The 12,474-nt window shown below is 54.5% G+C and carries 10 protein-coding genes; 5 read left to right on the top strand and 5 right to left on the bottom strand.

Annotated elements, in window-relative coordinates; genetic code table 11:
- Positions 1 to 41: 41 nt before the first annotated feature.
- Positions 42 to 1,499: a F0F1 ATP synthase subunit beta gene (atpD, locus tag O77CONTIG1_RS21405; RefSeq protein WP_068516879.1), complete on the bottom strand. Its 1,458-nt coding sequence runs from the start codon at positions 1,497 to 1,499 to the stop codon at positions 42 to 44.
- Positions 1,500 to 1,786: 287 nt separating this feature from the next.
- Here atpD and O77CONTIG1_RS21400 point away from each other — a divergent pair, with 287 nt between their 5' ends.
- The 3 genes from O77CONTIG1_RS21400 to O77CONTIG1_RS21395 are packed head-to-tail and all read left to right on the top strand — an operon-like array spanning position 1,787 to position 2,834.
- Positions 1,787 to 2,224 carry a DUF4079 domain-containing protein gene (locus O77CONTIG1_RS21400; protein ID WP_068514946.1) on the top strand — a complete coding sequence of 146 codons (438 nt, stop codon included), beginning with the start codon at positions 1,787 to 1,789 and terminating at the stop codon, positions 2,222 to 2,224.
- Positions 2,225 to 2,244: 20 nt separating this feature from the next.
- Positions 2,245 to 2,424 (top strand): hypothetical protein, encoded by a 180-nt coding sequence (locus O77CONTIG1_RS27315; protein ID WP_286132455.1) that lies wholly within the window; start codon positions 2,245 to 2,247, stop codon positions 2,422 to 2,424.
- Positions 2,376 to 2,834 (top strand): hypothetical protein, encoded by a 459-nt coding sequence (locus O77CONTIG1_RS21395; RefSeq protein WP_286132454.1) that lies wholly within the window; start codon positions 2,376 to 2,378, stop codon positions 2,832 to 2,834. The genes O77CONTIG1_RS27315 and O77CONTIG1_RS21395 overlap by 49 nt, the downstream gene beginning before the upstream one ends.
- Before the next feature lie 35 nt (positions 2,835 to 2,869).
- Here the strand turns inward: O77CONTIG1_RS21395 and O77CONTIG1_RS21390 are convergent, their stop codons facing one another.
- The 4 genes from O77CONTIG1_RS21390 to O77CONTIG1_RS21375 form a co-directional block, all read right to left on the bottom strand.
- Positions 2,870 to 3,475 carry a hypothetical protein gene (locus O77CONTIG1_RS21390; RefSeq protein ID WP_068514943.1) on the bottom strand — a complete coding sequence of 202 codons (606 nt, stop codon included), beginning with the start codon at positions 3,473 to 3,475 and terminating at the stop codon, positions 2,870 to 2,872.
- Between the two features lie 150 nt (positions 3,476 to 3,625).
- Positions 3,626 to 4,861 (bottom strand): type II secretion system F family protein, encoded by a 1,236-nt coding sequence (locus O77CONTIG1_RS21385; protein WP_068514940.1) that lies wholly within the window; start codon positions 4,859 to 4,861, stop codon positions 3,626 to 3,628.
- 328 nt (positions 4,862 to 5,189) lie between these two features.
- Positions 5,190 to 6,320 (bottom strand): type IV pilus twitching motility protein PilT, encoded by a 1,131-nt coding sequence (locus tag O77CONTIG1_RS21380; RefSeq protein WP_068514937.1) that lies wholly within the window; start codon positions 6,318 to 6,320, stop codon positions 5,190 to 5,192.
- A gap of 91 nt (positions 6,321 to 6,411) precedes the next feature.
- Positions 6,412 to 8,415 carry a GspE/PulE family protein gene (locus O77CONTIG1_RS21375; RefSeq protein ID WP_068514935.1) on the bottom strand — a complete coding sequence of 668 codons (2,004 nt, stop codon included), beginning with the start codon at positions 8,413 to 8,415 and terminating at the stop codon, positions 6,412 to 6,414.
- A 797-nt stretch (positions 8,416 to 9,212) separates the two neighbouring features.
- Here O77CONTIG1_RS21375 and grpE point away from each other — a divergent pair.
- A complete protein-coding gene (gene grpE / locus O77CONTIG1_RS21370) occupies positions 9,213 to 9,905 on the top strand; it encodes a nucleotide exchange factor GrpE (RefSeq protein WP_068514932.1) in 693 nt (230 codons plus the stop codon).
- Between the two features lie 323 nt (positions 9,906 to 10,228).
- The gene (gene dnaK / locus O77CONTIG1_RS21365) at positions 10,229 to 12,235 is read left to right on the top strand and encodes a molecular chaperone DnaK (protein WP_068514929.1); all 2,007 of its coding nucleotides are present in this window, start codon (positions 10,229 to 10,231) and stop codon (positions 12,233 to 12,235) included.
- Positions 12,236 to 12,474: the final 239 nt, after the last annotated feature.

The raw sequence follows: 12,474 nt of genomic DNA, 5'->3' as shown, positions 1-12,474 counted from the left end.
GTATGTACAGCGTGAATCGTACATACCTGGCAACCTAGAAATTATTTGCCCTCAGACTTCATCTTTTCGCCCTTGGCGATCGCCTCGTCAATGTCGCCCACCATGTAGAAGGCCCCTTCCGGCAGATCATCCAGTTCACCCGACAGGATCTTCTTAAAGCCCTGGATGGTTTTATCGAGCGTCACATACTTGCCAGGGGCACCCGTAAACACCTCCGCCACAAAGAACGGCTGCGACAGGAACTTCTCAATCTTGCGAGCGCGGGCCACCGTCAGACGGTCATCTTCCGACAGTTCATCCAGACCCAGAATCGCGATGATGTCCTGAAGCTCCTTGTAGCGCTGGAGCGTCGCCTGCACCGCACGAGCCGTGTTGTAATGATCCTCACCCACGATGTCCGGCTGGAGCATGGTCGAAGCAGAATCCAGCGGGTCTACCGCAGGATAAATGCCCTTGGAGGCCAAGCCGCGAGACAGCACCGTGGTTCCATCCAGGTGGGCGAAGGTCGTTGCTGGGGCGGGGTCGGTCAAGTCGTCCGCAGGCACGTACACCGCCTGAATCGAGGTAATCGAACCTTCGCGGGTCGAGGTAATCCGCTCTTGCAGCGCCCCCACGTCAGTACTCAGCGTCGGCTGATAGCCCACCGCAGACGGCATCCGGCCCAGCAGCGCAGATACTTCAGAACCTGCTTGCACAAACCGGAAGATATTGTCAATAAACAGCAGCACGTCCTGCTTGTTGACGTCCCGGAAGTATTCTGCCATCGTCAGCGCCGACAGACCCACCCGCATCCGCGCTCCGGGCGGCTCATTCATCTGGCCATACACCAGCGCAATCTTCGAGTTGGCAGGGTTGTCCTTGTCGATCACACCCGACTCAATCATTTCGTTGTAGAGGTCGTTGCCTTCGCGGGTGCGTTCGCCCACGCCGCCAAACACCGACACACCGCCATGCTGGGTCGCAATGTTGTTGATCAGTTCCATCATGATCACGGTCTTGCCCACACCAGCGCCGCCGAACAGGCCAATTTTGCCGCCCCGGCGATAGGGAGTGAGCAGGTCAACCACCTTAATCCCAGTTTCAAACACCGAGGGTTTGGTTTCCAGGTCGGTCAGCTTAGGAGCTTCGCGGTGAATTGGCAGGGTATCCTGCGTTGCCACATCACCTTTGTTATCAACCGGCTCACCCAGTACGTTAAAAATTCTTCCCAGCGTTGCCGTTCCCACAGGCACGTTGATGGGTGCGCCCGTGTCTATCGCCTCCATGCCCCGCACCAGTCCATCGGTCGAACTCATCGCCACGGCGCGGATTTGGTTGTCACCTAGAAGCTGCTGCACTTCGCAGGTAACCGAGATTTCTTGCCCAGCGGCGTTTTGTCCTTTAACCGTCAATGCATTATAAATCTGAGGCAGGCTGCCACTGGGAAAGCGCACGTCTACGACGGGCCCAATGACCTGAGTAATGTAGCCAATATTAGTTTTCTCTGCTGTGGTGACCATGCTTTCGCCTATCGTCTGATCAGCTTTTTGAGGGGTTCGTGACAGCTTTAACATAACGTAAAATTGCCACTTTTCAGATTATCACTAAACCTGTCACAAAAAGTTCTCAAAATTTTTAGGATCTCCAGTGACGACGCTCTGTAGCCACCTCATCAGAGCTGCTTCAGACCTGCACCGACTGTTCAACCAGTCCCCCAAATAGCCAATAATGAGGATAATTGCTGGGTGCTAGCCGTCTGGCAACCTGGCTTGCGTAAAGGATCTATGTATCTATCCTGGATGGTAATTTGAACCTTCCTTCTTTTCTCTGGCTCTGGCGCATTGCGGCCTGGTCGATGGGGCTATCGCTATTGACCTATAGCCTGCTGGGGATCAGCGGGGTTTGGATGCGGCGTAGTCGTCGTCAGGCGGTTCCCAGATCCGGGTGGCTGCGATCGCTCCACCTGGCTCTGGGCGGGTTGCTGGTGCTGCTGGTGCTGCTACTGCTAACGATTGGGCTGGTTGGAACGCTGGGCTACTACGGCAGTTTGGGGCATTCGGTGCATCTGGTCGCAGGGCTGACGGTGGTGGCGCTGGTGCTGCTGTCTGCGGGTAGCGCCACGCAGATTGGAGCCGGACGACCCTGGGCGCGATCGCTCCATATAGGCACGAATTTGGTTTTGCTCCTAGGCTTTCTGGCTGTCTCTCTGTCGGGCTGGAGCGTGGTGCAAAAATACCTGCCCTAGTTTTTTCACTTCTAAGTTCTATGGCTACCTCTTCCGCTGAATCGCTATCTCCGCCGTTGCCAGAGTTGCCTCAGACGTTCCGCATTTCGCCGCTGATCCGCCTGACGCTGCTGCTGTTTTATGTCGCGCTGCTCTGCCTTGCTGAGTGTACGTGGCGCTTAACATCGCGTCGCCCGTGCCGCCAAGTGCGCTGGCAGTAGCGCTGGGGCTAGGGGCGATCGCCCTCTACGCCGCCCTCAGCGAGCGAGTGATCGTAACCAATACGGGCATTCAGGTTGCCTATCCCCGCTGGGTTCCCGATTTATTGCGAAAGGGCTGGAGCCTAGACTGGTCAGAGATTACATCACTCAAGCCGCGCTCCACCGGGCAGGGCGGACTAGTCTACTACTTTTTGACTCAAGCAGGCGATGCAAAACTGCTGCCGATGCGGGTGGCAGGCTTTGCTCGGCTAGTGTCGCTGGTGCAGACCAAGACAGGCATCGACACGACCGACGTGCGCCCGCTGTCTCAGCCGTGGATGTATCTGATTTTGCTGGGGCTGACGCTCCTGCTGCTGTTGATAGACACCTGGACAATCTGGATCGCGCTGACTGTTGGGATGCCTGCTTAATGCCCAATGCCAGAGCGAATTTCCGGGATAGACCTCTATTCTTCAGTTTCCAGAACTTCTGACGAAGCCCGCTCTGGCGAGAGAGCCTTATCCTCGTCCTCTGGCCAGTCGGCGATCGCCTGCACCACAAACGGCAGCCCAGCGCCCCGCAGCCCCCGACGAATCCGCTCCGGCGTGTCCTGAAACACCACAAACAGCGGGTGAGTTTCTTCAGCCGCTTCACTCAGAATGTGCTTATGACGCGGCGGCATCAGCCATTCATAGCCCTTGTCGAGAAGCACCTGGGTGCGCCGCCAGCGGCTTAGCAATTCCGAAAAGTCCTCATTAGGACGATAAATAAAGACGAAGATTTCTGGCCCGGTTTTCACCTGCCACTCCGGATCGCACATCAGAATTGCCACGTCGCAGGGCAGCCGCAGCACCTCACCTGCCGACACCGTTGCGCCGCCCGACTCAGCCGACACGCCCGCCTGCCGTACCCGCACCACCGGCAGCGGAATGGTAATCACACTGTCGTCCGGGCGGCGCATACTGGGCACGGTTTCCAGGTAAGGGCGATATTGCTTGAGCAGGGCGATCGCCCCCCGATGGTCGCTGTACTCAGCCAGCAGTTCTTCGTAGCGCAGTTGCAGGTTCGCCATAGGACTTAGATGAATCGAAGGAGGGCGATCGCTCCAGTTTCGTCCGCCCTTGCTCTGCATCTTGCTTGAGTTCTTACTAAAAGATAGGTTGTCTAGACAAGAAGCGGCGTTTGTGTGTCCTCGCCTGTTCTTTGGCCTATTTAATTTTGTCTATTTAATATTGTCCATCACCGCAAACATCGGCAGATACATCGCCACCAGAATCGACCCCACCATGCCACCCAAAAACACAATCATGATTGGTTCCATGATGCTGGTCAGCGCCTTTACAGCCTGCTCCACTTCGTCCTCATAGAAGTCTGCCACCTTCATCAGCATCGAGTCGATCTCGCCCGTTTCCTCACCAATACTGATCATCTGGATCGCCATGAGTGGAAACACCTGCTCCCGCTGGAGTGCCAGACTAATCATGCCGCCCGACTGCACCTCCTTTCGCGCCTCATCCACGGCGTTAGAAATTACCTGATTGCCTGCCGTATCGCGCACAATTTCTAACGAAGTCAAAATTGGAACTCCAGAGCGAGAAAGCGCCCCAAACGTCCGGCAAAAGCGAGCCGTCGCGCTCTTTTGCACCAGATCGCCAAACAGCGGCATCTTGAGGAAAAAGCGATCCATCGTTTCCCGACCCACGCGGGTTTTGTAATACTGGCGATAGGCAAAAGCTCCCAGAATCACAATAATCACCAGCGCAATCAGGTAAATTGGCGTTCTTAGGAAATTACTAATATTCAGCATGAGCTGGGTAAACGCAGGTAGCTCTGCGTCCAGTTCGTCAAAAATATTTGCAAAAATGGGCAATAGAAAAATTGTCATGCCCAAAAACACCAGAATGGCAATAGTTCCCACCGTTACCGGATACGCCATCGCAGATTTAATCTGGTTCTGCAATCGGGCAATGTCTTCCAGCAGTTTGGACAGCCGATTCAGCACGTCATCCAGCACGCCGCCGACTTCGCCAGCCTGCACCATGCTGACATACAGGTCATCAAAGCACTCCGGATGCTTACGCATCGCATCCGACAGGTTCGTTCCCTGCTGCACATCTGCACTAATGGCCTGGAGCGACTTTTTCAGCTTGGGATTGGGGCACTGATCTGCCAGCACTCCCAGACCACGCACCAGCGCCACACCTGCGTTGACCAATGCCGCAAACTGTCGAGAAAAAACGGCCCTATCCTTGACTGTGACCTTTGCAAAAGAGTTTTGAATGTCCTTGAGATCGAGCGTGTTGAGCTTCTCAAACAGACTGCGATCCTCAGCCAACTCTTGCACAAACAGGCCCTGTTCCCGCAGCGTGGTTCGTGCCTCAGCGGGAGAGGCAGCGCTGATTTTGCGTTTTACTGGGTTGCCCTTAGAGTCGCGGGCGCGGACAACATAGGTTTGCATGGCAGGTTGAGAAGGGGGACAAGACGACGTGAATCAGGAATTTTGCTGGGTGGAGTGCAAGCTTGCCCGTCAGCGAGAGCTTGGGTTCCGCTTTTTCAAGCCCTATTTTTGATACCTAGCAGTTTAGTGAAATTTGCTCAAAATGACACAACTCTGGTGCAACTTTAGATGCAACTTTAGCGGAGGGCGCTTTGAGCAGACAGCACGTTGGGTGAACAGCAGCCGGATGAAGGGGGGGCTAAGTAAGCCCTGCGTCCATCGATCGGGCGATCGGGGCTGCTGTTCTGGTGCTTTCCCATTGCCCCAACGCTTGCCCCAATGCTTTTCCCTAGCGAGTGCCCACGGGCGCACCCGGACGCGCACCACCCGGCGCGGGTTGCTGCATTGCGCCGCCGATCAGCCGTTGGAGTTCGTCAGGGCGAGAGGTTTTCGACATCGCCGCCTCAAAGGAAACGGTGCCCGCCTTGTACAAATCAGCCAGCACCTTTTCCAGTGTCACCATGCCCAATTTGCCCCCTGTTTGAATGGCGGAATAGATTTGGGCGGTTTTGCCTTCGCGAATCAGGTTGGCGATCGCCGGCGTGACAACCATGATTTCCTGAGCCATCACGCGGCCAAACTCACCCGGCTTGGGGTTCTTTTTGGGCACCAGCGTTTGGCTAAACACCGCCACCAGCGAGTTAGAAAGCTGCACCCGCACCTGCTGCTGGCGCTCAGCCGGGAACACATCAATCATCCGGTCAACCGTCTGGGAAGCGGAACTGGTATGCAGCGTCCCCATCACCAAGTGTCCGGTTTCCGCTGCCGAAATTGCCAGTGAAATCGTCTCCAGGTCACGCATTTCGCCTACCAGAATCACATCTGGATCTTCCCGTAGAGCCGCCTTCAGCGCGTTAGCAAAGCTCTTGGTGTCTTCTCCAAGCTGACGCTGGTGGATCAAGCTTTTAATGGGTTCATAGACAAATTCAATCGGGTCTTCGACGGTCAGAATATGCTCTGCGCGAGTACGGTTGATCAGGTCGATGATGGCCGCCAACGTCGTGGTTTTGCCAGAACCTGTTGGACCCGTCACCAGAATCAGTCCTCTAGGCTTTTCCGCCATTTCTCGCACCACGTCCGGCAAGCCTAGTTTCTCGAAACTGGGAATTTTGGAACTCAGTGCCCGCAAGCAGGCGGCGTAGGTGCCCCGATCTTTATACACATTCACCCGGAAGCGGGCCAGTCCTTTTACGCCATAGGAGCAGTCCAACTCCCAGTTTTGCTCCAGATTTTTGCGCTGGGTGTTGTTGAGCATACTAAAGATGAGCCGCTGGCACTGCTCTGAGGTCATCGGCTCATCACTGATGGGGGCGAGGTGTCCATTGATACGGAAGTAGGGCGGCAGTCCAGCCGACAGGTGCATATCCGACCCGCCCATCTCGATTAGTTGCTCCATCAGGTCTTCGATCATCAATTCCATGTGGGTGGCTCCTTCTATGCGGGGTTGTGCTTAGTAAGACAAGTTAGAAATGGTTTTAGAAACAGTTCAGCCCTGAGGGCAAGCAGCAGCACTAATCCTGGAAGCGAGGCGTGGTGCAGTAGGGACAATCTAGCCACTCGGGGCGCAGCTCAGCGGCGCAGTTGCGACAGGTCAGCGAACTCTTGCGCTTGGCCTTGAGTTCAGCCTCTAAACCGGTATCAGTGAAGGTAACGCGCTCTACCTCTTCAAGAGTTGTGCTGCCCTGACGCACCAGGTTAAGGCTGTAGGCCAGCAGCGTTTTCATACCTTCTTCTACTGCCACCTCCTTAATTCGCTCGGTGGGCGCACCTTCGGTAATCAGGGTTTGGATTTGTTCTGTCACCCGCATCACTTCATACACCCCACAGCGCCCTTTATAGCCGCTGCCCTTGCAGGTAGGGCACAACGTATTTTGGGCGCGGGCGGTCTGAATTTCTTCGGGTGATAGTTCGTTGGCCTTATAGAAGGTCACTTCTGCTTCGCGAGAAGCCGAAAGTCCAAAGCGGGCCAGTTCTTCGGGGCTAGGGCTGTAGGGAATACGGCAGTCGGGGCAGACGCGGCGCATGAGGCGCTGGGCCAGCACGCCGATGAGGGAGCTAGACACCATGAAGGACTCGACGCCCATTTCTTCGAGACGGGCGATCGCACTCGCAGCATCATTCGTGTGCAGCGTCGTCAGCACTAGGTGTCCGGTCAGCGCCGCCTCAATCGCCGTCTTCGCCGTTTCCTTGTCACGAGTCTCACCCACCAGAATCACGTCCGGGTCTTGCCGCAGGAAGGCTCGCAGAATCGAGGCAAAGTCCATGCCCTTTTCGCGAATCACCTGCACCTGCGTAATCCCCGGCAGGGAGTATTCAATTGGGTCTTCGGCGGTGCTGATGTTCACGCCGGGACTATTGCGCTCCGCCAGGGCAGAGTAGAGCGTTGTCGTTTTACCCGATCCAGTCGGCCCCGTCACCAGGATCAGACCAAAGGGACGCGATACCATTTCCTGCACAATTTGCAGCGTTTCTGGGTCGGTGATCAGTTTGTCCAGCCCAAGCTGAGTAGCGGAGTTGTCGAGAATCCGCAGCACCACCTTTTCGCCGTAGCGGCTGGGCAGCGTGTTCACCCGGAAGTCCACTTTGCGCCCGTCAAAAATCCGGCGAATGCGTCCGTCCTGGGGCATTCGGCGTTCGGCAATGTCCAGATCAGCAATGATTTTGAAGCGAGCGGTGACCGCCGGAACGATTTTCTTGGGCAGCGGCTCCAGACCCTCCCGCAGCACGCCATCCTTGCGGAAGCGGATGCGGAGATGTTCTTCCTGTGGCTCGATGTGGATATCGGAAACCCCTTCCTGAAGCGCCTTCACCAGAATTTTGTTGACCAAGGCAATCACAGGTGCAGCGTCTGCATCCTGAAGGGCAGCATCCAAGTTTGCTTCGATATCGTCGGGTGGTTCCTCCAGATCAAGGTAATCCAGCCCTTCAAGATCTGCCTTCACATCCACCTTGGACTGAAACTCAAGCTGCTTCTGGCGTTCGACCTGCTCATCTAGATATTGAGAGATGATCCGCTGATAGTCTTCAACCGTGATCACCATCCGCATTAGCCCCAGACCCTGCGGACGCAGAATGCGGTTGAGGTCGTCTTGTGCAGCTAGGTCATCGGGATCGACCATTGCGATCAGCACGGCGGGTGGGTTGCTTTCGGTGCGTGATAGCGGCACAAGGCGATAGCGACGGCATAGATCGACGGGAATCAGGCTGTCGATGAGTTGCCCAACCTGGGCCGTCGAAATTTCGTTGAGTTCCGGATCGAGGGATTCAACTCCGTAGAGAATTTTAAGCTCAAAAAGCTGTTGCTTCTTATACTGACGCAGCAGGTCGGGCGGCAACTGCTGACCCGTAATCATCTCCAACACATCTGTCAGCGGTCGCCCTGTTTTGCGGCTTTCCACCAGGGCTTGCTGCATCTGGTCGTTGTTGACGTAGCCCGCCTGGATGAGCTTGTTGCTAAACGGCGAAAAATTATGCTGGACAACGAGGGCACGACGTTGGGATGAAGAGTTAGCCATAGCTGCTGCTGAGAGGTTTATAGCCTGTATAGAGTTATTGTCCCAGCGCTAATGCCAGAGGGTGTCTGGGGCTGCTGGAGGAAGCGAGAGTGAACTTGCGGTTTACAAGTTCTAAAACGGGATTATGGAAATCGGGTTGCGGAAGTCAGCTTGGGCATTCCGAGCGTTAGTTCGGATAGCCTGACGGCATTTCGCTGCAAAGGGCGATCGCCAGATTCGCCCATTGCCCATGACCCGTCTGAAAAATTCCCTGAACGAGCGTGGATTATCACGAATGCCTCCAGTATTCCCCACAGAGGTCAATAAACTATCGTCGTTAGGGTACTCTGGATTAGGTAGCTGATGGGCTGGTGATCGATGCATTCTGTATAGCACAGCCCAGACTCATCCGTTACACAAACTGGGATAAACGGTTTAGACCTAATGGTTTGCCTGTTTGGCTGAGTTCTACAGGTACGGGCGATCGCTCTGGCAATAGAGATAAGGGATATTCGTCTGCCATGTCAGAATTCTTAAACCTGAGGCACAATACATGAAAGTAGAAGCGTTGCAAGAGTACGTAGGAAAGATCAACAAAAGGTGAGGGTTAACAGGTGAGGGTTAACGCCAGGTTGATTCGAGGAAAAGTCAGCAAGACAAGGTAATAGGACAAGGAACCAAGTCCTTTGACCAGATCAACTTCAGGCTCTTGATTGCAAGCTTCTGGAGGGAGTCTAAACTCTGGACTTAATGCTGGAGCAACTGCCCCTTCCACTTAGATTTTGTCCAGTTCACGAAACAATATCCATTAAGCAAGCATGATCGAAGAAGAGAAACAACCGATGGAGAGTGATGACGTGTCCTCTGAAAGCAATGCCGTGGAAAGCGAAGTCATGAATACTGAAGCAGTTGAACCGTCTGCCTCGGCAGTCGAGTCATCGACCGAGCCTCAGGTGGAGGTCGTCGCGGAGGTGACCAGCGGAGACTCTTCAGCACTCGTTGATGAGCTAAATGCAAAAGTGGCAACGCTAGAGCAGCAGCTTGAAGAATGGACGAATCACTGCAAGCGTATTGCGGCGGACTTTGAGAACTTCCGCAAGCGCACCCAGAAAGAAAAAGAAGACCTGGAGCAGCAGATCAAGTGCAAAACTGTTGAGGAACTGCTGCCTGTGGTCGATAACTTTGAACGAGCGCGATCGCAGATCAAGCCCCAAGGCGACGAAGGCATGGCGATCCACAAGAGCTATCAGGGTGTGTACAAAGATCTGGTAGAACGGCTCAAGCGCATTGGGGTTTCGCCGATGCGGTCTGAGGGTAAAGAGTTTGACCCAAACCTGCACGAAGCCGTAATGCGGGAGCCGTCCGAAGAATACGCCGAGGGCACGGTCATCGAAGAACTGGTACGGGGCTATATGCTGGGCGATCGCGTCTTGCGCCATGCCATGGTCAAGGTTGCCACTGCTGTCGCTCCTTCAGACGATGGTGACGCTAATTCATCGTCTGAGGGATAAAGCTATACCAGAATTTAGTTCGGGAATCTGCTGGCCAACCGTTGTGCGAAAGGTAAGCGCTTTTCAAGAATCGTCCTGAGTCACTCAATCAAACCTGACTACACCATGCAGTCTGGAGCAAGATTCAGGTAGTTGTACCCAAAAACTCAGCCTAAAAAGGCTATCATCCAGCAAATCTCCTGCTTTTTGCGGAGCCTCTAAAAACATTTTTAAGCGCGACTGATTAAATTCCCGAACAATTGCGGAATACTTGCTAAGAGTTAAATCAGCTTCTGGTCTCCGACTCATTCACTTGAAATCTGATAGCCGCTACTAGCTAAATTATGGGAAAAGTCATTGGCATCGACCTGGGCACAACGAATAGCTGTGTTGCTGTCCTAGAGGGCGGTCAACCCGTTGTCATTTCCAGCTCAGAGGGAGGACGCACCACTCCTAGCATTGTTGGGTTTGGCAAAAACGGTGAGCGGCTCATAGGGCAGCTTGCCAAGCGTCAGGCTGTGACCAATGCCGAAAACACCATTTTCAGCATTAAACGGTTTATCGGGCGACGCTGGGACGACACAGCCGACGAGCAAAGCCGAGTCCCCTACACCTGCGTCCGGGGGAAAGATGACACAGTGGACGTGCAAATTCGCGGACGTTCCTACACGCCTCAAGAAATTTCTGCCATGATCCTGCAAAAGCTGAAGCAGGACGCTGAAAACTACCTAGGAGAACCGGTCACCCAGGCGGTCATCACCGTACCGGCCTACTTCACAGATGCCCAACGCCAAGCGACCAAAGATGCAGGCACTATTGCAGGTCTAGAAGTGCTGCGGATCATCAACGAACCGACCGCAGCGGCCCTGTCCTACGGCTTGGACAAGCAAGACCAAGAACAAAGCGTGCTGGTGTTTGACCTGGGCGGCGGGACGTTTGATGTTTCCGTTCTGCAACTCGGCGACGGCGTGTTTGAGGTGAAGTCCACCTCTGGCAACAACCACTTGGGCGGCGACGACTTTGACAATGTGCTGGTTCAGTGGCTCATGTCCAGCTTCCAGCAGCAAGAAGGCATCGACCTCTCTAGCGACAAGATGGCGCTACAACGCCTACGTGAAGCTGCGGAGAAAGCCAAGATTGAGCTATCGAGTATGCTTACAACGACCATCAACCTGCCGTTCATTACAGCCGATGAAACCGGGCCAAAGCATCTGGAAATGGAGCTGACCCGCGCCAAGTTTGAAGAACTGATCAGCGATCTGGTCGAAAGCACGCTTGAACCCGTTGAGCAGGCGCTCAAAGACTGCGGTCTGAACGCAGATGACCTAGATCGCATTTTGCTGGTCGGCGGCTCTACCCGGATTCCAGCAGTTCAAGAAGCCATCAAGAAGTACTTCAACGGCAAAACTCCCGATCGCTCGGTCAACCCCGATGAGGCGGTTGCCCTGGGTGCGGCAATTCAGGCAGGCGTTTTGGGCGGCGAAGTAAAAGACCTGCTGCTGCTAGATGTAACGCCGCTCTCGCTGGGGATTGAAACACTCGGTGGCGTGTTTACCCGCATCATCGAGCGCAACACTACCGTTCCTACCAGCAAGACCCAGACTTTCTCCACGGCAACGGATGGACAGACCTCAGTCGAGATCCACGTTCTGCAAGGGGAACGGGCGATGGTGAAGGACAACAAGAGCCTCGGGAAGTTCCAACTGACGGGGATTCCGCCTGCGCCGCGTGGCGTACCGCAAATCGAGGTGTCCTTTGAAATCGATGCAGACGGCATTTTGCAAGTTAGTGCCCGCGATAAGGGGACGGGGCGAGCACAAACCATTCGCATCACCAATACAGGCGGTCTCAGCGAGGCAGAAGTAGAGCGGATGCGTCAGGAGGCTGACCTGTACGCTGAAGAAGACCAAAATCGTCGTCTTCTCGTGGAGTGTCGGAATCAGGCGGATATTCTTTTCAACAACTACGAAACTATGGTGCGGGAAAATGGCGATCTGATTCCCGAACATTACAAGGCGCAGGCTGCTGAAAAAGTGGCAGAACTACGAGCAGCGATCGCCAATCGGACGCTCGATGTAGACACCATGAAGTCTCGTTTGGATGGACTCCAGCAAGCCCTGTTTGCCATTGGTTCAGCCATCTACGAGCAGGCCAGACACCCAGAAGCAGATGATGGGATGAATGGCGGTTATGGCAGCTCCGACCCTCAGGAGTACGATGGGATCAATGACCCAACTATGCCCTGGTTCAACGGAAGAGGTGAAGCCGAATTGACAGAGCCGATCGACGAAGACAATTTCATCTTTGAGACGGATGAGACTGTTACCGCTGATTATGAGGCGGTAGATTAAGGCAGTAGAACTAGATAGCGCATTCACACTGGAGTGATCGGGACAGGTATTCTGTCCTGGTCAGCATTCTTTAGATTAGCAGGCGCAGGTTTACCTAGCCGCTAATGCTTGAGTAGGGGATTGGTTCGGTAATGCCTACTTTAATTAAGGCGTGCGATCGCAAACAATTCGTTACGATGTAGGATGTGGGGAATTGGGTGTCCAAATCGCCTGTTTGTACGGTGCTGACCTAGTTTCCC

This window comes from Leptolyngbya sp. O-77 (assembly GCF_001548395.1).
Taxonomy (GTDB): domain Bacteria; phylum Cyanobacteriota; class Cyanobacteriia; order Elainellales; family Elainellaceae; genus Thermoleptolyngbya.
Note: the sequence above shows the minus strand (reverse complement) of the source record. Positions and strands in the feature narration are given on the sequence as shown.